Below are 21,673 nucleotides of genomic sequence, written 5' to 3'. Positions count from 1 at the left end.
AAGTCAGACCGTAAGGACTGGTGGAGCGCATTCAAGTGAGAATGCCGGTATGAGTAACGAAAAGACAAGTGAGAATCTTGTCCGCCGTAAGACTAAGGTTTCCTGAGGAAGGCTCGTCCGCTCAGGGTAAGTCGGGACCTAAGGCGAGGCCGAAAGGCGTAGTCGAAGGACAACAGGTTGATATTCCTGTACCACCGTAAGCCGTTACGAGCAATGGGGTGACGCAGAAGGATAGTGACGCGGGCTGATGGATGCCCGTCCAAGCAGTGAGGCTGATGTGTAGGCAAATCCGCACATCGATAAGGCTGGGCTGTGATGGGGAGCGAAAATTGCAGTAGCGAAGGTCATGAGTTCAGGCTGCCAAGAAAAGCCTCTAGCCAGGTGAAGGTGCCCGTACCGCAAACCGACACAGGTAGTCGAGCAGAGTATGCTAAGGCGCTCGGAAGAACTCTCGTTAAGGAACTCGGCAAAATGACCCCGTAACTTCGGGAGAAGGGGTGCCTCGGTAGGGTGAATAGCCCGAGGGGGCCGCAGTGAAAAGGCCCAAGCGACTGTTTAGCAAAAACACAGGTCTGTGCGAAGCCGTAAGGCGAAGTATACGGGCTGACGCCTGCCCGGTGCTGGAAGGTTAAGGGGAGTGGTTAGCCGCAAGGCGAAGCTATGAACCGAAGCCCCAGTAAACGGCGGCCGTAACTATAACGGTCCTAAGGTAGCGAAATTCCTTGTCAGGTAAATTCTGACCCGCACGAATGGCGTAACGACTTGGGCGCTGTCTCAACGAGAGATCCGGTGAAATTTTAATACCTGTGAAGATGCAGGTTACCCGCGACAAGACGGAAAGACCCCATGGAGCTTTACTGCAGCTTGATATTGGACTTTGGTACGATCTGTACAGGATAGGTGGGAGCCTAAGAAGCCGGAGCGCCAGCTTCGGTGGAGGCAACGTTGGGATACCACCCTGATCGTATCGGAGTTCTAACCTGGTACCGTAATCCGGTACAGGGACCGTGTCAGGTGGGCAGTTTGACTGGGGCGGTCGCCTCCTAAAATGTAACGGAGGCGCCCAAAGGTTCCCTCAGAATGGTTGGAAATCATTCGCAGCGTGCAAAGGCATAAGGGAGCTTGACTGCGAGACCTACAAGTCGAGCAGGGACGAAAGTCGGGCTTAGTGATCCGGTGGTACCGAATGGAAGGGCCATCGCTCAACGGATAAAAGCTACCCTGGGGATAACAGGCTTATCTCCCCCAAGAGTCCACATCGACGGGGAGGTTTGGCACCTCGATGTCGGCTCATCGCATCCTGGGGCTGAAGTAGGTCCCAAGGGTTGGGCTGTTCGCCCATTAAAGCGGTACGCGAGCTGGGTTCAGAACGTCGTGAGACAGTTCGGTCCCTATCTGTCGTGGGCGTAGGAAATTTGAGAGGAGCTGTCCTTAGTACGAGAGGACCGGGATGGACGCACCGCTGGTGTACCAGTTGTTCCGCCAGGAGCACCGCTGGGTAGCCAAGTGCGGACGGGATAAGCGCTGAAAGCATCTAAGCGTGAAGCCCCCCTCAAGATGAGATTTCCCAATTCGTAAGACCCCTGGTAGACGACCAGGTTGATAGGTTCGAGGTGGAAGTGCAGCAATGCATGCAGCTGACGAATACTAATCGGTCGAGGGCTTATCCTATTGAACCCTGTTAAGGGGTTCACTTCGGAAACCAACGTTAACATCTTCGCTCAGCTAAGTAATGAACTTCGCAAAGGTTCGTATCCAGTTTTCAGGGTGAAAGTTGCCCGAATGTATTACCGTTCCCTGATAGCTCAGTTGGTAGAGCACTCGACTGTTAATCGAGTTGTCACAGGTTCGAGTCCTGTTCGGGGAGCCATTTTGCTCTCATAGCTCAGTAGGTAGAGTGCATCCATGGTAAGGATGAGGTCACCGGTTCGATCCCGGTTGAGAGCTCCAGTGATTTTTACATAAGGCCCGTTGGTCAAGTGGTTAAGACACCTCCCTTTCACGGAGGTAACAGGGGTTCGAGTCCCCTACGGGTCACCATCTCTCTCATTTTCGGAGGCTTAGCTCAGCTGGGAGAGCATCTGCCTTACAAGCAGAGGGTCGGCGGTTCGATCCCGTCAGCCTCCACCAATTTCTGATAATGGGGATTAGCCAAGCGGTAAGGCAACGGACTTTGACTCCGTCATTCCCTAGGTTCGAATCCTAGATCCCCAGCCATTTATTTGAGCCATTAGCTCAGTTGGTAGAGCACCTGACTTTTAATCAGGGTGTCGTAGGTTCGAGTCCTACATGGCTCACCATTTTCTTATAATGAAAATGGTATATATTTTATGTGCGCGTATGGCGGAATTGGCAGACGCACCAGACTTAGGATCTGGCGGGCGACCGTGGGGGTTCAAGTCCCTCTACGCGCATAATTCAAAGAGACCCTTTATGTAATGGGTCTCTTTGTGCATAACTCTGTGGATATTCGGATTAAATTGCGGCCAAACCCAGGCCGGGCTTGAGAAAGCTGTCCACAATTTCAAAGCTCATCTGTGGGAAGAGGAACAATTGCAGGGGGAAATGCGACCAGCAATGTACCTTTATACACGGAGTTATACACGGTACGAATATTTATGTGCATGAACATATAATATGAAGTACATGAATTAGAAATTACCCAGAATAACTTGACGGTTTAATTGAGAATGGTTATCATTGAATGTATCTTATTGTGAGAACGATTATCACTTTATGGGAGCTGCAAGGAGTGGACATGGTATGAACGTAATGAACACTGCCAACCTTAACATTGGCTATGAAGAACGACTGATTGTCGAGAACTTGAATATAACGATCCCCAAAGGGAAAATAACAGCCTTAGTCGGTGCTAATGGATCAGGGAAATCCACGATTTTAAAAACGATGGCACGGCTGATGTCGCCTTCAAGCGGCAGCGTATTATTGGATGGCAAATCAATACATAAACAGTCTACCAAGGAAGTGGCAAGGCAGCTTGCCATTCTGCCGCAGAATCCAACGGCGCCTGACGGGCTGACGGTATCTGAGCTCGTTTCTTACGGCCGTTTCCCTTATCAGAAAGGTTTTGGGTCCTTGAACAAGGAGGATCGTGCAATCATTCAGTGGGCTGTTGAGCGTACGGGCTTGTTGGAGTTTAAGGATCGACCTATCGATCGACTTTCAGGCGGCCAGAGGCAGCATGCATGGATTGCAATGGCCCTTGCACAGCAAACAGACCTTCTCTTCTTAGATGAGCCTACAACATATTTGGATATGGCCCATCAACTCGAGGTGTTGGAGCTGCTACAGCAATTGAATGCGACTGCGGGCAGAACGATCGTTATGGTTGTTCATGATTTGAATCATGCTTCACGATACGCGCAGCACATGGTAGGCATTAAGAAAGGCAAAGTCATAAGCGTAGGGTCACCAGAGGCTGTTATGACGAAAGATGTACTGCGTGAGGTATTCGGCATTGAGACGGATATTATTCCGGATCCGCGTACCGGCGTTCCGTTATGCTTTCCTTACGCGCTGGCAGGAAGCCAAGAGGAACCGGAAGTAATCGGGCTGGAGCCGGTAATGGTTAGCTGAGAATTTGGCGAAGTTCACGATAAAAAAGCAGGATGCAGCCCGAACAATAATTTTTTAATTTTTTTCTTCAAAAAGGGTTGCATTCTGTTTAGGGCCATGATATATTATTACTTGTCGCGCTTAAGAAAAAGCGACTGACACTGAAATGCGGAAGTGGCTCAGCGGTAGAGCATCGCCTTGCCAAGGCGAGGGTCGCGGGTTCGATTCCCGTCTTCCGCTCCATATTTTGCGCCCTTAGCTCAGCTGGATAGAGCGTTTGACTACGAATCAAAAGGCCGGGAGTTCGAATCTCTCAGGGCGCGCCATTTTTTTTAAAGTAGATTATACATATATCGGGACGTAGCTCAGCTTGGTAGAGCACCTGGTTTGGGACCAGGGGGTCGCATGTTCAAATCGTGTCGTCCCGACCATATTTATCTGCGGGTGTAGTTCAATGGTAGAACTTTAGCCTTCCAAGCTAATAGCGTGGGTTCGATTCCCATCACCCGCTCCATTATATTTAGAATCAAAGCCTTGGACTCCAAGGCTTTTTGTTTTATATGTTTATCATTTGCTTTCATTCCTCATGTGAAAAAGCTTCAACCGGTACTTGATTTGTAGTATGATGGTTAGAGTTAAAAAACCGTCACTTCTGGTTAAATTAGCTTATGTAGAGGTTTGCTGCGGGCAAAACCTATAAATAGGCTGAGTAAATACACATTTTGGTCTGCGTACTGCTTTAAAAACCGAAGATTATGTTTAGCATTGGTTATGCGGTTATGCTGTGCAAGCCAACGACGATGCTTGAAATGCGGTTTTGCATTGTAAACCTTAAGGAGGATTTGGAATGTCGGAACATGCTGGAACAACAATGACTACAAGCCGACCGCAAGCGAATAACTTGCTGCGCCGAGATGTGCGTTTCCTGGGTAACATTTTGGGGGATGTACTCGTTCATCAAGGCGGTCATGAGCTGCTGGAGAATGTCGAGAAAATTCGCGAGATGAGCAAGACGCTGCGCGCGGAATTTTTACCTGAGCTTTACGAGGAATTCAAGCAGGTTATTGATACGCTGAATCCCGTAACCCGCCATCAGGTTATTCGTGCATTTGCGATTTATTTTCAGCTGGTGAACATTGCCGAGCAGAATCATCGAATTCGCCGTAAACGCGATTATGAGCGTTCATCCGGTGAGAAGGTGCAGCCGGGTTCCATTGAAAGCGCCATTCAGACATTGAAGGATCGCGGAATCGACGTGGATAACGTCAAAGAAATCATTGCGGATATTTCCCTAGAGCTTGTTATGACTGCTCATCCGACAGAAGCTACGAGACGCGCCGTACTGGATATTCATCAGCGCATTGCTTCTGAAATGATGGAGCTGGACAACCCGACGCTTACATACCGCGAACGGGAGAAATTGCGTGAGAAGCTGCTGAACGAAGTGCTTACCTTGTGGCAAACGGACGAGCTTCGCGACCGTAAACCGACGGTTATTGATGAAGTGCGTAACGGCATGTACTATTTCGACGAGACTCTGTTTGAAGTTCTTCCAAGCGTATATGAGGAACTTGAACGCTGCTTGGACAAATACTATCCAACTGAACGCTGGCATGTTCCGACCTACCTCCGTTTTGGCTCGTGGATCGGGGGAGACCGTGACGGCAATCCTTCGGTTACCGCCCGTGTAACATGGGAAACCTTGAAGCTTCAACGCGGACTTGCGCTGGAAAAATACGAAGAGCTGCTGACAGAAGTCATGGGCCAGTTGAGCTTCAGCACGAATATCGTTGAAGTTTCCGATGAACTGATCGAGTCTATTAAGAAAGACCGCGAGCAGGTCGTTGAGACTCGTTGCGTGGAACTGTGGCGCAACGAGAAGGAGCCTTATCGCATTAAGCTTGGCTATATGCTCGAGAAGCTGGCTAACGCACTCGACGAATCGCTGAAGGGTTCGTCTAAGCGGTATAACAGCGCGGATGAGCTCAAAGCAGATTTACTCGTTATTGATCGCAGCCTGCGTCATCACTTTGCGGATTACGTGGCAGATACGCATATTCGTAAGCTTATCCGTCAAGTGGAACTGTTCGGCTTCCATCTGGCTGCACTTGACGTACGTCAGCACAGCAAGGAGCACGAGAGTGCGATGACGGAAGTACTGGCGAACATGAACATTGTAGCCGACTATGCAGCCCTTTCTGAGGATGAGAAAATCGAACTGCTGCATGATCTGCTGAATGATCCGCGTCCGCTTACTTCGCCGCATTTTGCTTATTCCGAGGGAACGCGCGAATGCTTGGATGTGTACCACACGATTTACCGTGCGCAAGCGGAGTTCGGTGCTAACTGTATTTCCAGCTACCTGATCAGTATGACGCAGGGTGCAAGCGATATGCTGGAAGTCATGGTGTTCGCCAAAGAAGTCGGCATGTTCCGCAAAGAAGCGAACGGCGAGGTGCGCTGTACACTGCAGGCGGTGCCGTTGTTTGAAACCATTGACGATTTGCATGCTGCGCCTGGCATTATGGAACAGCTCTTTGCTCTTCCCGTGTACCGGAAAGCTGTAGAAGCGCGCGGTAACTTGCATGAAATCATGCTTGGCTACTCCGACTCCAATAAGGACGGCGGCGTGGTTACGGCGAACTGGGAGCTGCGCGTTGCGCTCAACTCGATTACGAGCGCAGCGAAGAAGTTTGACGTAAAGCTGAAATTCTTCCATGGACGCGGCGGCGCACTTGGTCGCGGCGGCATGCCGCTGAACCGCAGTATTCTGGCGCAGCCTCCGCATACGGTAGGCGGCGGCATTAAAATTACGGAACAAGGCGAAGTGTTGTCTTCCCGTTACTCCATGAAGGGAATTGCCTATCGCAGCTTGGAACAAGCGACTTGGGCGCTTGTGACGGCGGCTCGTTTGGCAAAATACCCGGAGCAGGAAGTCGACGATTTGGCTGGCTGGGAAGAAATTGCTCGCGGTATCTCGGAGACGGCGCTGCAGAAGTATCAGGATCTGATCTTCCGTGATCCGGACTTCATGACCTTCTTCAAGGAATCAACGCCGCTGCCTGAGGTTGGCGAGTTGAATATCGGTTCCCGCCCTGCGAAGCGTAAAGGCAGCGATCGTTTTGAAGACCTGCGCGCGATTCCATGGGTGTTTGCATGGACGCAAAGCCGCTACTTGCTGCCGGCTTGGTATGCCGCTGGAACGGCGCTGCAAGGTTATGTTCAAGATGACAGTGACCGGATGGAAACGCTGCGCGTCATGTACGAGAAATTCCCGTTCTTCACGTCGTTAATCGATAATTTGCAGATGGCGCTTGCCAAAGCGGATCTTCAAATCGCGAAGGAATATGCCGGCATGATTGCGGATGGAACGATCCGTGACCGGATCTTCACGCAAATTCAAGAAGAATACGAGCGGACATCCGCATTCATCTTGCAGATTACGGGCCAAGCGGAGATTTTGGATAACGTTCCGGTTATTCAGGAATCGATACGCCTTCGTAACCCGTACGTCGATCCGCTCAGCTACATGCAAGTGCAGCTGTTGATCGAACTCCGCGACAGCCGCGCCAAAGGCGAAGAAGACGACCTGCAGCTCCTGCGCGAAGTGCTGCTCACCATCAACGGCATTGCAGCGGGGCTGAGAAACACAGGTTGATAAAGATGATTGGTTTGCGTAAGATGATTGGTTTGCGTTCCCTTCGCGAGAAGGGAATGCAGCATTCATCTATTGCATCGCGAGAAGGGAATGCAGCATTCATCTATTGCATCGCGAGAAGGGAATGCAGCATTCATCTATTGCATCGGGAGAAGGGAATGCAGCATTCATCTATTGCTTCGCGAGAAGGGAATGCAGCAAGCTATTCTTTCGTCAAAATAAAGATGAATTCAAGGGCCGGGTGCCCGTATGGGCAAGTACCATGCGGGCACCCGGCCTTTGGTAGGAATGAACAGGAGCAGATCGCAATATTCATAATGAATGACCATCAATGAAGGTACTACAAGATGATAATGGAATCGAACTATTTTAGAGCAATTAATCATGACCCGTGAATTATGAGTTTGAATCCATATTCTTCCTGTTATTCATTGCCTCGGTATGCGCTTTAACGGTATAATCAACATTAAGTCACGAAAGGGAACTTGGCGGGTTTGGAGGAATTGCAATTGTTATCAGTCGAGGCGAAGTTGGCAAGATTGGCTCTGAAAGGCGATCAGCGGGCTTTTGCCGAGCTCGTAGAGCTATATCAGGACAAGCTTTATCATATGACTTACCGCATGCTGTACAATCGTCAGGAAGCGGAGGACGTTGTGCAAGAGGTCTTTCTGCGCGTATATAAAAATTTGGAGCGTTACGACGCGACAATGAAATTTTCAACTTGGATTTATCGGATTGCTACGAACTTGTGTATCGATCGGCTGCGCAAGCGGAAGCCGGTCTATTCCCTGGACGCGGAGTCATCGGATCACGAAGGTTTGGACGGATATGCCATGATTCCGAGCGACGACCGGACGCCAGAGAGCGAGCTGCTGTTGTCGGATACGCAGCGCATTATCCACCAAGCCATTGAAACGCTGCCGGCCAAGTATAAATCGGTTATGGTACTGCGTTACTTGGAGGAGCTCTCGCTGCAAGAAATTGGAGACGTGCTCGACATGCCTGTAACGACAGTCAAAACGCGCGTGCATAGAGGCCGAGAGTTTCTTCGCAAGAAGCTCGAGCATAAGCTGTAATTACCTTAATACCCCGAATGATATTGATGGGAAGTCTAAAGCGGATTTATAAAAAAAGTGAAACATTTGCGCTGCTAATACGTATCGAATACTACTGTGAAAACACAACGAAGAAAGGACTGGCTGCTATGAATTGCAACGTCGCCATCATGCTGATGCATGATTACTTAGACGATGAGCTGCCCCCGGGCGATCTCTCAGAGCTAAAGACACATCTGGAAATTTGCCCGTCATGCCGCTCCCGATTGGAACAGCTGGAACGGACGGAAGCGCTCACGCACAAGATGATGGACTCGCGCATCGTCATCACAGCCGATCAATCCTCACAGTTAACAGACCGTATCATGCGGGCCCTGCCGGTTAAACGGCGCAGAGCGGGCTTTGCAAGATGGGTTCGGAATCATCCTGCAGTTTCGGTCGCCGCCGTATTCGTTCTTGTCATGTTCTCGAGTTTTCTCGCCATGTGGCAGCAGGATAACGATTTGACGGTTCGCGGTGCTGATTTGGCAGAGGTCGTCATTGAAGGAGATACCGTCACCGTGCCGCCCGGCGCTCACGTGAAGGGCGATCTAACGATCGAGAACGGAAAGGCGAACGTACTTGGGGATGTGGACGGCGATGTAACCGTGATTTCGGGATCACTGTATGAAGCTTCCACTGCGCATGTATCCGGAGAAGTGAAGCAGATTGACCAGGCGCTGGACTGGTTTTGGTACAAAGTTACACATTCCATCAGCAGTTTGGCCTATTGATTGCACTGCCTCCCTCCAGGGGAGGTTTTTTTGTGAAGAAAAGAGGATTTGCAACCCCGTTTCTAGAAAATAATAAGGTTAGAACTCCGATAATAGGTTAAGGTACCTCACGCGATAGGTCTCTGGGGGTTGACGAATGAACTATTTTGCAGATATGACCTGGAAAGAATGGATTAAGGATATCATCGACATTTCCATCGTTAGCTATATTATTTATAAATTGATCCTGCTCGTCCGCGGAACGCGAGCGGTGCAGCTGCTCAAAGGAATCATTGTCCTGGTCGCAACTTGGGCGCTCAGCACCTGGTTTAATTTGTATACGCTCAAATGGCTTATGAACCAAATGTTTACGTTCGGCGTCGTTACGATTCTGATTATTTTCCAGCCGGAGCTCAGACGGGCGCTGGAGCAGCTGGGCCGAGGGAAATTGTTCACTAGGTCCTCTGTCGTGGAGCGGGATATCAGCGATCGGATCAGTGAAATCATTAAGTCGCTTAATTACATGTCCAAACGAAAAATCGGTGCGCTGATCGTTTTTGAACGGAGCACGGGACTTTCAGATTATATTGAATCCGGCATTCAAATGGAGTCCATTATCAGCTCGGAGCTGCTAATTAATATTTTCATCCCTAATACGCCGCTTCATGACGGCGCTGTTATCGTACGAAATAACCAGATTATGGCGGCAGGCTGTTATCTGCCCCTATCCGAAAACCCGTTCATCAGTAAAGAACTGGGCACGCGCCACCGCGCTGCAATCGGAATTACGGAAGTGTGCGATGCCGTATCGGTTATCGTCTCCGAGGAGACGGGCCAGATTTCGCTTGCGGTGGGCGGGATGATCGTTCGCGACATTAAAGAAGAATCGCTTATCTCGAAGCTATTCGAGGAGTTAAATTCGAACTCCAAAGTGCGCGAGCGCCAAGGTGCTAAGACCCCTTTCTGGAAGCGGAAGGGAGACAGACAGCATGGATAAATGGCTAAGCCACCCTACGGCAATTAAAATCATCTCGCTGCTGATTGGAATTCTGATGTGGGCGGTCGTTCATTTCGATTCGGAGAAATCGCCCAATACTGTCGCGACGCTGACGGAAACGCAGGATATCGATGCGGTGCAGGTTAAGCCGATCGGCATGGACGATAAGAATTACGCGATGCGGCTGCTGGATCCCGGCGAGGTGCATCTTACCGTCCGCGGGTCACGGTCCGATTTTCTCATTGCATCGCGAAATAATGATTATCAGGTCACGGTTGATCTAAGCCAAGCGGGCGAAGGGCGGATGGTGTTGCCGCTTAAAGTAAACCTTCCCCGGGGACTTGAGCTGATCGAAGTGAGGCCGAGCAATGTGACGGTTGTCCTAGAGCGGCTGTTAACGAAAGAATACGAGGTTAAAATCAATACTGAAGGCACGCCGGGCAAAGGCTACAAAGTTGGCCAGCCAATCGTGAAGCCGAATGGCCGCGTACATGTCACGCTTCCTGAAGACGAAATGGGCGATGTTGCCTTCATCGGCGGAACGGTCTCCGTGGACGGTGAGGAAGAGACTGTGACCGACAAGAAGCTGAAGCTCGTTGCGCTGGACAAGGACGGTAATGAGCTGACGGATGCGATCATTAGTCCGAATGTTGTCGAGGTAGAAATTCCGATTACAAAGCCGTTCAAGAAGCTTCCGCTGCAGATCGGATTTACGGGTAAGCTGCCGAACGGACTTGCCATATCCGAGTTTAAGCAAAGCGTCGACGGCATTACAATTTATGGGCCGCAGGACGTATTGGATCAAATCGATTTCTATGACGAATTGGTCGTCGACTTGTCGCAATTGAAACAATCGGGTACGATTGAGCTCGATGTCAAACTTCCAAAAGGGGTTGCCAACGTAGACCCCGAGAAGGTGTCATTTGATTACACGATTGTGCCAGCGGTCACGAAGCAGCTGTCGAAGGTCCCGGTGACGCTGATCGGCTTATCTGAAGGTCTCCATGCAAAAATCACGCTGCCCGAGGATGGTCAGGTCAATGCAACCATCAGCGGGGCAACCAATGTGCTCGCCGATGTCAATGTGAAAGACGTGCAGCTGGTAGCGGATTTGAGCGGGCTTGGACCGGGCAGTCACGTCATACCGCTGGAGATACATTTACCGCGCTTTGTGTTTCCGGCCTCGAACGCGCCGCTCAGCATTACGGTAGAGATTACTGACGGCACATCAGCCAGCAATCCGGATGGCAGTACTCCGACAACAGGACAGCCTGCTGCGGATCCGAATTCGGATACAAACACGGATGCAGGCGTGCCAAGCAACGGCGCCAGCGACCCTGCCGAATCGGACGACGGGCAGCAAGCGAACAGCAGTAACGGGATAACGAATGGGAGTTCGGACACACCGGAGGACTAGCCAGTAAACGGAACTTGATTTTAACAAAAGGGGATCTTACGAAAATGGGAAAATATTTTGGAACAGACGGCGTCCGCGGTGTCGCTAATCGTGAACTAACGCCGGAGCTTGCTTATAAAATCGGCCGCTGCGGCGGTTATGTGCTGGCCGGTCAAGCCGAGAAGCCGAAGGTTGTCATCGGGCTTGATACCCGGATATCCGGTCCTATGCTTGAGGCTTCACTCATTGCTGGACTGCTGTCGATCGGCGCAAGCGTCGTACGAATCGGTGTGGTCTCAACGCCTGCTGTAGCTTACTTAACACGTGTGCTGGGTGCGGATGCTGGCGTTATGATCTCCGCTTCGCATAATCCGGTTGAAGATAATGGCATTAAATTTTTTGGCGGTGACGGCTTCAAGCTGTCCGATGAGACCGAGAACGAAATCGAGCGTCTGATGGATGCGGAAGTCGATGAGCTTCCGCGTCCGGAGGGCGGGGATATCGGCAGCGTGACAATCGACGAATCGGCAAAGCGCATGTTTATCGATTTCTTGAAGACGACGGTTACCGGGTCTTTCGCAGGGTTAAAGATCGTGCTCGACTGTGCGAACGGATCGGCTTACAGCATTGCTCCTACCGTATTCCGCGAGCTTGGAGCGGAAATCATTACTGTGGGTTCCGAGCCGAACGGCTTGAATATTAACGATGGCGTGGGCTCGACGCACCCCGAGCATCTGCGCGAGGAAGTGCTGAAGCACGGAGCGGATCTGGGTCTGTCCTTCGACGGCGATGCGGACCGTTTGATTGCGATTGACGAGAACGGCGAAGAGGTCGACGGCGACTTTATTCTGTGCATCTGCGGCGACGCGATGAAGCGTGCTGGCAAGCTGAAGAACGATACGGTCGTGACGACCGTGATGAGCAATATCGGATTCTTCAAGGCCGCGGAGAAGATCGGCTTGAAAACGGCACAGACGGCTGTCGGCGATCGTTACGTCATGGAAGAGATGCGCCGGGGCGGATTCAACCTGGGCGGCGAGCAATCCGGGCATGTGATATTCTTGGATTACAACACGACGGGCGACGGTATTCTGACGGCGCTGCAATTGACGGATACGCTTGTTGCATCCGGCAAGAAGCTAAGCGAGCAGAAGAAGCTCATGCGCAAATATCCGCAGGTGCTGATCAATGTGCGCGTTGCTGACAAAACCGCCTATAAGAGCAATCCGGCGATTGCGGCTGTCATTGCGGAAGTCGAGCAGGAGCTTGGCGATAACGGGCGCGTGCTGGTGCGTCCATCCGGTACGGAATCGTTGATCCGCGTAATGGCGGAAGGTCCCGAGAAAGATCAAGTTGAAGCGTACGTGGCGCGGATCGTGACTACAGTACGTGCAGAGCTCGGCGCTGAGTAAGTAGATGATTGCGTCGATTGCGCCGTGTCATAACGTATGAACAAATCGGCAATCCTAGATGTGCGGAGAAGCTCATCTAGGGTTGTTTTTTATTGATCCTGCGGGAAGCGGGAGGTCGAATTGCTGCTTACTTTAGCGAATCTTGTAAACGTTTACCAAAATAATTGGTTGCACCTTTGTGTAAAAGTGAATATAGTAGGAAGTAACATTCAGGAAGGAAAGCGAGGGTTGAGGTTATCGGATTTACAAAGCGCCAGAGCTTGCGCGAGTTTGTACAGCTGCTGCAGCGGTCCAATTGGAAACGGCCATGCAGATCAATTATCGGTTGTAGGAAACGGCAAGCTGACGAGGTGGAGGTGTTCGGAATGTTCGGCGGGGACCTCCCGGTAATGCATTTAACCGAAAGCCGATTCTCAAATAGACCGGGCGACTGGTCTGACAAAAGGTCGGTAGAATGCTCTATAGCAAGGAGAAGCGCAAGCGGCAACGGAGGCCGTCTTTGCGCAGATCGTATTTTGATTTGAATTTCGCCCAATTGGGCATCAGCATGCAGCCAAGAAGCGCTGTTTGTTTTTTGCTGCCCACGGATTGAACCTGTCTTCTGTAAGCTGCGTTGTCGGTTCAGGGGTGAAGTCTGTCTGTACGCGACGGGGACACTGGGGAGGCTTACCGCTTCAACAAGTATCTTCTTTGTAGTACGTGTTTTGTGTATGTGGATACGGAAGGCAGCCCGCAATCGTGCGGATACGCTGCGCTTATTTTCTTATTGTCTAATTATCCTGTGCAGGGACGATGCCGGCGGAAGTGGCGGCTTTGTGCCGCCATGCTTGAAGTCCGTTTGCATCCGTTATTGCAGGGAACTACCTATAACGGAGGTTTATTTACATGTGCGGAATTGTTGGCTATATCGGTAAACGGGATTCACAGGATATTTTGATCGAGGGCTTGAAGAAGCTGGAATACCGCGGTTACGACTCTGCAGGTATTGCGGTGTTCACGAAGAACGGGCTGGAAGTGCGCAAGTCGATCGGTCGTCTTGCCAACCTGGAGCAGAAGCTGGACGGACAGCCGCTCGAAGGCTCAGTCGGTATTGGACACACGCGCTGGGCAACGCACGGCAAGCCGTCGGACGCAAACTCGCATCCGCATACGGACAATTCGCATAAGTTCTCTGTTGTGCATAACGGAATCATCGAGAACTACTTGGATTTGAAGGATGAACTGGTTGCCAAAGGCTGCAAGTTTGTATCGGAAACGGACACAGAGGTGATCTCCCACCTCGTAGCAGACGAGTATGACGGCGATATCGTGAAGGCCGTACAACGTGCGGTCAAGCGGATGCGCGGTGCGTTCGCGCTTGGCGTATTGACGGAGTTTGAACCGGATCGTCTCGTTGCCGTTCGATTCGCGAGTCCTCTCGTTATTGGAGTTGGGGAAGGCGAGAATTTTATCGGCTCCGATATTCCCGCGATCCTGGAGCATACGCGTAACGTGTACATTCTGGATGACGGCGAAATGGCGATTTTGACGAAAAACAGTGTTGAATTGATGACGATTGAAGGCGAATTTATTTCCAAGGAAATATTCCATGTCGATTGGGACTTGGTAACGGCGGAAAAAGCCGGATTCGATCACTTTATGCTGAAGGAAGTTTATGAGCAGCCTAAAGCGTACCGCGACACCATGATGGGCCGTATCTCAGACGATGGCCGCTCCGTGGTCCTGAACGAAATCGGGATGACAGCAGAGCAGATTCGCGGCATTCGCAAGGTACACATCGTTGCCTGCGGAACAGCATTCCATGCCGGGTTGGTGGGTAAATCCATCATCGAAAACCTGGCTCGCATCCCGGTAGAGACGGATGTAGCTTCGGAGTATCGCTACCGTTCACCGATCATTACGCCTGATACGCTGGTGATCGTGGTCAGCCAATCCGGCGAGACTGCAGATACGCTGGCAGCGCTTCGCGAAGCCAAACGCTGCGGTGCGCGCGTCCTGGCGATTACGAACGTCGTCGGCAGCTCGGTTTCCCGCGAAGCGGATGATGTGATCATCACGCAGGCAGGGCCTGAAATTGCGGTTGCATCGACCAAAGCATATACGTCGCAGCTGATCGCCTTCTACCTGCTGGGACTATTCTTGGCAGATACGCTGGGAACTCGCGACAGCGCCTATATCACCGACGTGATCGGAGCGATGAACCAGCTTCCGGAGCAAGTAGAGCGCATTCTGGACAGCGCGGTCGTGCTGAAGCAGATCGCAGACTCCATCTCGAAGCACAGCAACTTGTTCTTCATCGGCCGCGGCGTTGACTTTGCTGTTGCCCAGGAGGGCTCGCTGAAGCTCAAAGAAATCTCGTACATTCATTCCGAGGCGTACGCTGCGGGCGAGCTGAAACACGGCACTTTGGCGTTGATCGAGGAAGGCATTCCGGTCATTGCGGTCATCACGCAGGAAGAACTGTATGAGAAAACACTTAGCAACATTAAAGAAGTGAAAGCCCGCGGTGCGCATGTGCTCGGCATTATTAACGAAGGCAACGAAGTTGAAGTCGGCAAATCCGTCGATGAGCTGTTCTCGATTCCGAAGACGCTGCCTCTGCTGGCACCGGCGCTGTCCGTTGTTCCACTGCAGCTGATTGCTTACTATGCATCCTTGGCACGCGGTAACGATGTGGATAAACCGCGGAATTTGGCGAAGAGCGTGACGGTGGAGTAAGTTAGTCACATCATGTCCAGTTACTGAATGCGTTAAATATTATTTGTAACTACTAAATATAAAGTGTAACTGATAAAGATAAATTGTAACTGTAGAATAAACAATGTAACCATATCTAAATTAGGTTGCCCCTTGGGGTAAACTTTTTTGTTACAGGAGGCATAGCCCTGAAAAGTCGTCGGATAATCCGGCGACTTTTTTTATTTCAGTGATTATGAAGATAAAAGGCTTCCTTCATTGTGGAAGCAACTTTTGAGGTATGGACTCCTAAAACGTGGCTCCGACACATTTTGTACCGTGCGTAGTAGAACGTGAGGGGAAGCGCATCCTCGAAGCGTATCGTTGGGGATTAGTACCATGGTTTTCTAAAAATTTGAGCATCGCTTACAAGACTATCAATGCGCGTGCAGAAGGCAGGCAGTTGGTGAGGGAAAATAAAGTTCTTTAATTGAAAATAAAGTTCTTTAACGCAAAATAAAGTTCTTTAATCAATACGGTCAGTAATGAGTCTTGTATAAAATAAAGTTCTTTAATTGCTTGATATTACTGAAGCGGAGAGATAGAACAGCAGATGTATCACACAGCAAGAGTCTGTAAAATAAAATGTGTAAACTCTCAAACCTGCTAAAATGAAAGCAACAGAAAGGTTGGGAGCACACATGGGTTTATGGACAAAGGAACAACTTCGCGCATTCATCAAGGAGAACAAGCTTGTCACCGCTCAGGACGCTCAGAATGCATTGAAAGACTTGTTCGCCGAAACGTTGCAGGAGATGCTTGAGGCTGAGATGGATACGCATCTAGGCTACGAGAAGCATGACGTGCAGAGCAAGAAGACGAACAATAGTCGCAACGGCAAGAGCAAGAAGCAGATCACGAGCGAATACGGCGAGCAGGAAATTACGGTGCCGAGGGATCGTCTCAGCGAGTTCGAACCAATCGTGGTAAAGAAGTATCAATCCAGCGTGACCGGCATCGAGGATCAGATCATTGCCCTCTACGCCAAAGGCGTCAGCACGCGAGAAATCCAGGATCATCTTCAGCAATTGTACGGTATCGACGTCTCGCCGACGATGATCTCGAACGTCACGAACAAGATCATCCCACTCATCAAGGAATGGCAGAATCGGCCGCTGCAAGGCGTTTATGCGGTTGTATTTCTGGACGCCATCCACTTCAAGGTGAAACAAGACGGCGCGATCGTGAACAAGGCAGCCTACATGGTCATCGGCATCGATTTGGACGGAAACAAGGACGTTCTAGGCATGTGGATCGGCGAGAACGAGTCCGCTAAGTTTTGGCTCAGTGTGCTGAACGACCTGAAGAACCGTGGCGTTCAGGACATTCTCATCACTTGCGTCGACAACCTCACCGGCTTCTCGCAGGCGATTACGGCGTGCTATCCGAAGACGGAAATTCAAAAGTGCATCATCCACCAGATCCGGAACTCCACGCGTTACGTCTCTTACAAGGATCTGAAGAAAGTGACTGCAGATCTGAAGCCGATCTACAAGGCAGCAACCGAGGAAATGGCGCTTGTGGAGCTCGATCGCTTCGAGGAAGCATGGGGAGCTAAGTACCCGCTCATTATCCGTTCCTGGCGAAGTAACTGGGACGAGCTTGCGACATTCTTCAAATACCCGCCCGAGCTTCGCAGACTTATCTACACCACGAACATGATCGAAAGCTACCATCGTCAGCTTCGCAAAGTGACCAAAGGAAAGAGCATCTTCCCAAGCGATGAAGCGCTGCTGAAAATGCTCTATCTCGTCACCATGGACGTCACGCGTAAATGGACGGGCCGTGTCCAGAACTGGGGACAAATGCTTCTGCAACTCTCCGTTTTCTTTCCAGAACGGATTGGCCAACATCTACCGTGAGGGTCAATCTCCCCCGAGGGGGAGATTCGCTATATTCGAGTTTACACAAAATATTTGACAGACCCCACAGCAAGAATCGTCGCTTGTAAGACATGGAACCCTAAGGTGACTCATACCGATAACATAATATATAGATTAAACCTCCCAAATTTAGCGATGCTAATAGTAATTATCCCCTGGGAGGTTTTGTTATGAAGCTGAGCGAATTATGGTTGTTGTATGAGGCCGATAAGCGTATTTTGGGTTTTAGCCCGTATACGTTGAAGGCATATTCATTACAGTTGAAAGTTCTGATCCGCGAGGTTGGCAACCTAAATATTGAAGAAATATCTTTAACATTGCTCAAGGAATATCTAGCCAGACAATCAGAAAGCTTGAAGCCAAGCAGCCTAGCCCACAGAGTTCGTTTCATCAGATCCCTATTCCGTTTTGCATTTGAAGAAGGACATATGACTCGTAACCCTGCTTTAAAACTGAAAGAACCAAAGATGGACAAACGCATTCCTAAATTCCTAATTGAAGAGGATATCATTCATCTGAAGATTAATTGCATTTCTAGACGCGAGCACGCACTGCTTGATTTCTTTTATTGTACTGGCTGCCGTGTTGGCGAGGTGCATCGATTAAATATTGAGGACATAAACTGGGAAAACTGCTCGGCAGTTGTCAATGGGAAAGGCTCTAAGCAACGAGAGGTCTACTTTACAACGGAATGCAAAATCTGGCTAAAGAGATACGTAAAAGACCGATCGGATTCCTGTAAAGCGCTCTTTGTTACGGAGAGCTTACCTACTCGCCGGATGTCGATCTCGACAATCCGTTATGAACTTAAGCAATTAGCTGCTCGAAGTAAAGTGAATGCGAATGTATACCCACATCGTTTTCGTCATACTTATGCATGCCATCTGTTGGATAATGGTGCGCCGTTGGAATTTATTCAAGGAATGTTAGGTCATGACAAAGCTTCAACAACGCAGATTTATGCCCAATTACGGGGTGAACGACGGAGAGAACTATACAGGCGTTACTTTTAGGTTGGGTCCTGCCATGATAAGCTTACTATAGGAGGACTTTGCACATGCTCAACACAATTATCAAGCCAATGTTGCTTCAAGCTTCTTCAATAGTAGTCCCGCATAAGAATTGGATTCATCAGATAAAATGGGATGGATTTCGGATATTGATCCATTACAACAATGGAATTATTCGAGCCTTTACTCGCAATGGAAGCGAAGTAACTGATCGATTCCCTGAACTTCAAAAAATCCGGTTAAATTGTTCTCAAGCCATTTTGGATGGAGAATGTATTGTCTTGGATCCGGCAGCGAAACCTTGCTTTGAGGATGTTATGAATCGATTCCACGCAAAGAGGCTTGATGCTGTTTTGAGGCTTTCTCATCAGTATCCAGCTCATTTTGCGGTTTATGATTTGATATTCCATAATGGGGAATCCTTACTAAAGTCACGTCTCCGTGAGCGCCTAGAGTTGCTCCTGAGAGTTGTAGTACCATCGCCGGTGATATCAGTTACATCAACGTATGAAGATGGAGAGAGCTTATTTCAAAAGATTAAACAGCTTGGATTAGAAGGTATTGTTTCCAAAAATGCAGATAGTCATTATTATTTAGATTCAAGACCTAAGAATGTTTGGATTAAAACGAAGAACTACCGGTATGGTCAGTTTGAAATATCTGGAATACGTAAGTCAGAGTTTGGATGGAGCTTAACTGACGATGGTAAGCATATGGGAGTCATTGAATTTCCACCACCTTCAGACGTATTGAATGCATTCCGAGCAGTGGCCAAGCAAATCGTCACAGGAGAAAGTAAGGACTGGATCTATCTGAAGCCGGTACTAACTTGCAATGTTAAATTTCAGTGCTATACAAAGGATAGTAAGCTCCGTCATCCAATATTTGAATCATTTGTATTTTAAGGATAACGAAAGATAGCCCTGTAAGAATGATCCATCATTCCATCCAGAGCTGTCTTTTTATTTTTCGAATACCTTGGCGATATACTGACCGAACTTCTTCGATACTTCAGCTTTGACAAGGCTCCTGAGCATCTCAAATACGCCACGGTACCCCTTGTTCACATACTCGTACTTAAACGCTGATTTCTCGCGGACCTCAGAAGCGTCGACTTTCCACAGCTTAATGTCTGCAGTTCGAAGTTGGTTCCGCGTGTACACGAGATCGGCATGGATCATGTCTTGGAGTTTGAGAAGCGCTGCCAGGTATAGAGACTTCATTAGTGTTGTTGAAGTCTCCATGTCCTTTCGTTGCTTTTCCACCATATCCAGCATGAGCGGCAGCAGGCAGCACTCTTTGATCATCACAAGTTCTTCTGGCGTTGAGATCACACATATCACCTCTGTGGTAGTATATGCGAACGTTTGTTCTTTATCAACTGGTTAACGGAATAAAAGTGTGTACTCAATCATTATCCAAAGTGCTCCGATCGCGCCAAGTGATGCTATAGAACCTCTTATCTTATTGCAGAGCCAGCCCAACGCAATAGTAATCAGCAGGCTAGCTGCGATCATAACTACTATAACGATGAGTAACTTCATTCCTAATGCATTCAATACGCTGCCATCAAACAAATATTATCATCCTCCCGACTATATTCATCAGAGGAACCATTAATATTTGTTATTGATGAGTTATCTCAAGTATTCGGTCAGTCAAGATAGAATACGATCAATTGTCTATGGGAAAATTAGGTCAAAAAAATGAAGCGATATGTACGCTAAAGGGACACATTTGCTCCATAATCACGTAGAACCGGCAGCTAGTGTAATAGCCGCTCAGTGGGGAGCAATAGTTAATAACACGAAGACAGCAGCCAACTCTACTAACTAGAGTCTTACTTAGGGTGAGTTGAACCATAAAAAAATAGGCAAGCTGATTTTAAATAATGCTCATTTTTAGTTGATGTGACTTTATCATCATCATGAGACTTAATAATAATTCCTTTATCAAGCAGCTCCCCTTGCTGCCATACGTCAACAGGTCGTGTGAAGATCCTCATTCTTTCGAAATCCGAATGAGTAATAATTGGTCGAAGTTTAGGCATAAATCCTCCATTGATGTAATAAGATTCAATTTACATTATTCTGGTGGCTAACTCAACTTTCGTTGAAAACGGTTGGGCTTGTTCCGCTAACGGGCAGGATAGCGGAATCACTACCCGAAAAATTGAAATTAAGAGGTGTTGGGATTATTCTGTAAGTTAAGGAGGAGGATAACATGGTGCCACCTGAAGTTAAAGTTATTTCCGGAGTAATAACAATCTTTCTTGTGCTTTGGACTGGAGCTGCATTGTTCGCCACCATCAGACCCAAAACCTTTTGGAACATAACGCAAGGTTGGAAAGCAACAAGAGAACCTTCGACTGCTTATTTTGTATTTTCTCGAATCGGAACTGCAATATGTGCAGCCATTGGACTTGTATTGTTAATCCAACCACATTTGCATTAACAGATTAAGCCAACGGGAAACTAGCTGAATATGCACAAAGAAACGGCAGCCCGCTTATGGTTGCCGTTTTCTTAACTAACGAGCTGAATAGTTTAACAATTCTATTGGAAAAATAGTCCTAATAAGAGCTTGAAATTTGAAAGGATGAAGAGATGAAGAAGTTACGTTCACATACAATGTTACTATTGGTTCTAATTTCGTTCTTTATTTCACCCTCAATTTTCTCTGCAAAAAAACCGTTAATCACCGAGGATGTTCAATCGTTACAGATTGTAAGCGGAATGGCTGGACATGCTAAACTTTCGCAAATGTTTAGAACAAATGATAAAAGAGGTCAATTAATTATCGCGAAAGTGGTTATATGGATTAACTCAGCAAAGCCAGTTAATGGAATGGTTGGTGCAGGTAGTGTAAAAGGCGGCCTTCCAAACTACATTGAAATGAAGACAGATTCAGGGGAGTTATATCAAGTGCACCTTGCTTGGGATTGTACATCTGGTTCTGGATGGACTAACTGCAATACAGTGAAAGGAGAGGTAAACATATATGACAAAGATGGCGGCAAACGCGTTTCCTCTCCTGAATTGTATGACTGGATTAAAAACGGATGGAAATCAGAGACGATAAGTTCGTTACGCTAACGGGAGACGTTAGTACAACGAATCATGGAGCAGTTTGCCGGTGGCAGCTGCTTCACTTTTCATTAAGCGCGTGCCCAGAGGCATGTATCTTCTAGCCGGTGAA

At 48.8% G+C, this 21,673-nt stretch carries 16 protein-coding genes, 11 tRNA genes and 1 rRNA gene (1 of these 28 only partly in view); 26 read left to right on the top strand and 2 right to left on the bottom strand.

Annotation, left to right across the window (positions count from 1 at the left end):
* The 24 genes from KXU80_RS16270 to KXU80_RS16155 all read left to right on the top strand — a co-directional run.
* A 23S ribosomal RNA gene (locus tag KXU80_RS16270) occupies nucleotides 1-1,671 on the top strand; it begins 1,257 nt to the left of the window's first position.
* A gap of 123 nt (nucleotides 1,672-1,794) precedes the next feature.
* Nucleotides 1,795-1,870: transfer RNA gene (locus KXU80_RS16265), tRNA-Asn, on the top strand.
* Nucleotides 1,871-1,874: 4 nt separating this feature from the next.
* Nucleotides 1,875-1,950: transfer RNA gene (locus KXU80_RS16260), tRNA-Thr, on the top strand.
* Between the two features lie 15 nt (nucleotides 1,951-1,965).
* Nucleotides 1,966-2,040: transfer RNA gene (locus KXU80_RS16255), tRNA-Glu, on the top strand.
* Between the two features lie 14 nt (nucleotides 2,041-2,054).
* Nucleotides 2,055-2,130: transfer RNA gene (locus tag KXU80_RS16250), tRNA-Val, on the top strand.
* 11 nt (nucleotides 2,131-2,141) lie between these two features.
* Nucleotides 2,142-2,217 (top strand) — tRNA-Gln (locus tag KXU80_RS16245).
* Nucleotides 2,218-2,224: 7 nt separating this feature from the next.
* Nucleotides 2,225-2,300, top strand: a tRNA-Lys gene (locus KXU80_RS16240).
* Between the two features lie 34 nt (nucleotides 2,301-2,334).
* Nucleotides 2,335-2,414, top strand: a tRNA-Leu gene (locus KXU80_RS16235).
* A gap of 349 nt (nucleotides 2,415-2,763) precedes the next feature.
* Nucleotides 2,764-3,597 carry an ABC transporter ATP-binding protein gene (locus KXU80_RS16230; protein WP_219834301.1) on the top strand — a complete coding sequence of 278 codons (834 nt, stop codon included), beginning with the start codon at nucleotides 2,764-2,766 and terminating at the stop codon, nucleotides 3,595-3,597.
* Nucleotides 3,598-3,744: 147 nt separating this feature from the next.
* Nucleotides 3,745-3,819: transfer RNA gene (locus KXU80_RS16225), tRNA-Gly, on the top strand.
* A 6-nt stretch (nucleotides 3,820-3,825) separates the two neighbouring features.
* A tRNA-Arg gene (locus KXU80_RS16220) sits at nucleotides 3,826-3,902 on the top strand.
* 28 nt (nucleotides 3,903-3,930) lie between these two features.
* Nucleotides 3,931-4,007 (top strand) — tRNA-Pro (locus KXU80_RS16215).
* Between the two features lie 9 nt (nucleotides 4,008-4,016).
* A tRNA-Gly gene (locus tag KXU80_RS16210) sits at nucleotides 4,017-4,090 on the top strand.
* A gap of 333 nt (nucleotides 4,091-4,423) precedes the next feature.
* On the top strand, nucleotides 4,424-7,234 hold the full coding sequence (gene ppc, locus KXU80_RS16205; protein WP_219834300.1) for a phosphoenolpyruvate carboxylase: 2,811 nt from the start codon (nucleotides 4,424-4,426) through the stop codon (nucleotides 7,232-7,234).
* A gap of 509 nt (nucleotides 7,235-7,743) precedes the next feature.
* Nucleotides 7,744-8,310, top strand: coding sequence for an RNA polymerase sigma factor SigW (gene sigW / locus KXU80_RS16200; protein WP_219834299.1), 567 nt, complete (start codon nucleotides 7,744-7,746; stop codon nucleotides 8,308-8,310).
* A gap of 128 nt (nucleotides 8,311-8,438) precedes the next feature.
* A complete protein-coding gene (locus tag KXU80_RS16195; protein WP_219834298.1) occupies nucleotides 8,439-9,062 on the top strand; it encodes an anti-sigma factor family protein in 624 nt (207 codons plus the stop codon).
* Nucleotides 9,063-9,198: 136 nt separating this feature from the next.
* Complete coding sequence (gene cdaA / locus KXU80_RS16190) at nucleotides 9,199-10,038, top strand: diadenylate cyclase CdaA (RefSeq protein ID WP_219834297.1); 840 nt, start codon at nucleotides 9,199-9,201, stop codon at nucleotides 10,036-10,038.
* Nucleotides 10,031-11,455, top strand: coding sequence for a CdaR family protein (locus tag KXU80_RS16185; RefSeq protein ID WP_219834296.1), 1,425 nt, complete (start codon nucleotides 10,031-10,033; stop codon nucleotides 11,453-11,455). Before cdaA ends, KXU80_RS16185 begins: the two co-directional genes overlap by 8 nt.
* A 44-nt stretch (nucleotides 11,456-11,499) precedes the next feature.
* Entirely contained in the window at nucleotides 11,500-12,846 is a 1,347-nt protein-coding gene (gene glmM / locus KXU80_RS16180; RefSeq protein WP_219834295.1) for a phosphoglucosamine mutase, read from the top strand.
* Nucleotides 12,847-13,731: 885 nt separating this feature from the next.
* The gene (gene glmS / locus KXU80_RS16175) at nucleotides 13,732-15,564 is read left to right on the top strand and encodes a glutamine--fructose-6-phosphate transaminase (isomerizing) (protein WP_219834294.1); all 1,833 of its coding nucleotides are present in this window, start codon (nucleotides 13,732-13,734) and stop codon (nucleotides 15,562-15,564) included.
* A 274-nt stretch (nucleotides 15,565-15,838) separates the two neighbouring features.
* The gene (locus KXU80_RS16170; protein WP_219834293.1) at nucleotides 15,839-16,012 is read left to right on the top strand and encodes an SOS response-associated peptidase family protein; all 174 of its coding nucleotides are present in this window, start codon (nucleotides 15,839-15,841) and stop codon (nucleotides 16,010-16,012) included.
* Between the two features lie 211 nt (nucleotides 16,013-16,223).
* The gene (locus KXU80_RS16165) at nucleotides 16,224-17,444 is read left to right on the top strand and encodes an IS256 family transposase (protein WP_219834292.1); all 1,221 of its coding nucleotides are present in this window, start codon (nucleotides 16,224-16,226) and stop codon (nucleotides 17,442-17,444) included.
* A 191-nt stretch (nucleotides 17,445-17,635) separates the two neighbouring features.
* Nucleotides 17,636-18,478: a tyrosine-type recombinase/integrase gene (locus tag KXU80_RS16160; RefSeq protein WP_219834291.1), complete on the top strand. Its 843-nt coding sequence runs from the start codon at nucleotides 17,636-17,638 to the stop codon at nucleotides 18,476-18,478.
* Nucleotides 18,479-18,522: 44 nt separating this feature from the next.
* The gene (locus KXU80_RS16155; RefSeq protein ID WP_219834290.1) at nucleotides 18,523-19,380 is read left to right on the top strand and encodes an ATP-dependent DNA ligase; all 858 of its coding nucleotides are present in this window, start codon (nucleotides 18,523-18,525) and stop codon (nucleotides 19,378-19,380) included.
* A 57-nt stretch (nucleotides 19,381-19,437) separates the two neighbouring features.
* On the opposite strand, the gene KXU80_RS16150 is transcribed toward KXU80_RS16155, so the two are convergent.
* Together KXU80_RS16150 and KXU80_RS16145 are read right to left on the bottom strand one after the other, a co-directional pair.
* Entirely contained in the window at nucleotides 19,438-19,782 is a 345-nt protein-coding gene (locus KXU80_RS16150) for a YhjD family protein (protein ID WP_219834289.1), read from the bottom strand.
* 78 nt (nucleotides 19,783-19,860) lie between these two features.
* The gene (locus KXU80_RS16145) at nucleotides 19,861-20,052 is read right to left on the bottom strand and encodes a hypothetical protein (RefSeq protein WP_219834288.1); all 192 of its coding nucleotides are present in this window, start codon (nucleotides 20,050-20,052) and stop codon (nucleotides 19,861-19,863) included.
* Nucleotides 20,053-20,698: 646 nt separating this feature from the next.
* Here KXU80_RS16145 and KXU80_RS16140 point away from each other — a divergent pair.
* Nucleotides 20,699-20,929 carry a DUF6199 family natural product biosynthesis protein gene (locus tag KXU80_RS16140; protein WP_219834287.1) on the top strand — a complete coding sequence of 77 codons (231 nt, stop codon included), beginning with the start codon at nucleotides 20,699-20,701 and terminating at the stop codon, nucleotides 20,927-20,929.
* A 152-nt stretch (nucleotides 20,930-21,081) separates the two neighbouring features.
* Nucleotides 21,082-21,570, top strand: coding sequence for a hypothetical protein (locus KXU80_RS16135; RefSeq protein WP_219834286.1), 489 nt, complete (start codon nucleotides 21,082-21,084; stop codon nucleotides 21,568-21,570).
* Nucleotides 21,571-21,673: the final 103 nt, after the last annotated feature.

The organism is Paenibacillus sp. R14(2021) (assembly GCF_019431355.1).
GTDB lineage: Bacteria > Bacillota > Bacilli > Paenibacillales > Paenibacillaceae > Paenibacillus_Z.
This window is presented reverse-complemented; position numbering and strand designations above follow the sequence as displayed.

What these genes read in the sequence shown, in the direction of transcription:
- KXU80_RS16195 (WP_219834298.1), top strand. Translation starts at nt 8,439, where the DNA reads ATGAATTGCAACGTCGCCATCATGCTGATGCATGATTACTTAGACGAT.
- glmM (WP_219834295.1), top strand. Translation starts at nt 11,500, where the DNA reads ATGGGAAAATATTTTGGAACAGACGGCGTCCGCGGTGTCGCTAATCGT.
- ppc (WP_219834300.1), top strand. Translation starts at nt 4,424, where the DNA reads ATGTCGGAACATGCTGGAACAACAATGACTACAAGCCGACCGCAAGCG.
- KXU80_RS16150 (WP_219834289.1), bottom strand. Translation starts at nt 19,782, where the DNA reads ATGATCAAAGAGTGCTGCCTGCTGCCGCTCATGCTGGATATGGTGGAA.
- glmS (WP_219834294.1), top strand. Translation starts at nt 13,732, where the DNA reads ATGTGCGGAATTGTTGGCTATATCGGTAAACGGGATTCACAGGATATT.
- KXU80_RS16185 (WP_219834296.1), top strand. Translation starts at nt 10,031, where the DNA reads ATGGATAAATGGCTAAGCCACCCTACGGCAATTAAAATCATCTCGCTG.
- KXU80_RS16140 (WP_219834287.1), top strand. Translation starts at nt 20,699, where the DNA reads ATGGTGCCACCTGAAGTTAAAGTTATTTCCGGAGTAATAACAATCTTT.
- cdaA (WP_219834297.1), top strand. Translation starts at nt 9,199, where the DNA reads ATGAACTATTTTGCAGATATGACCTGGAAAGAATGGATTAAGGATATC.
- KXU80_RS16135 (WP_219834286.1), top strand. Translation starts at nt 21,082, where the DNA reads ATGAAGAAGTTACGTTCACATACAATGTTACTATTGGTTCTAATTTCG.
- KXU80_RS16230 (WP_219834301.1), top strand. Translation starts at nt 2,764, where the DNA reads ATGAACGTAATGAACACTGCCAACCTTAACATTGGCTATGAAGAACGA.
- KXU80_RS16165 (WP_219834292.1), top strand. Translation starts at nt 16,224, where the DNA reads ATGGGTTTATGGACAAAGGAACAACTTCGCGCATTCATCAAGGAGAAC.
- KXU80_RS16160 (WP_219834291.1), top strand. Translation starts at nt 17,636, where the DNA reads ATGAAGCTGAGCGAATTATGGTTGTTGTATGAGGCCGATAAGCGTATT.
- KXU80_RS16155 (WP_219834290.1), top strand. Translation starts at nt 18,523, where the DNA reads ATGCTCAACACAATTATCAAGCCAATGTTGCTTCAAGCTTCTTCAATA.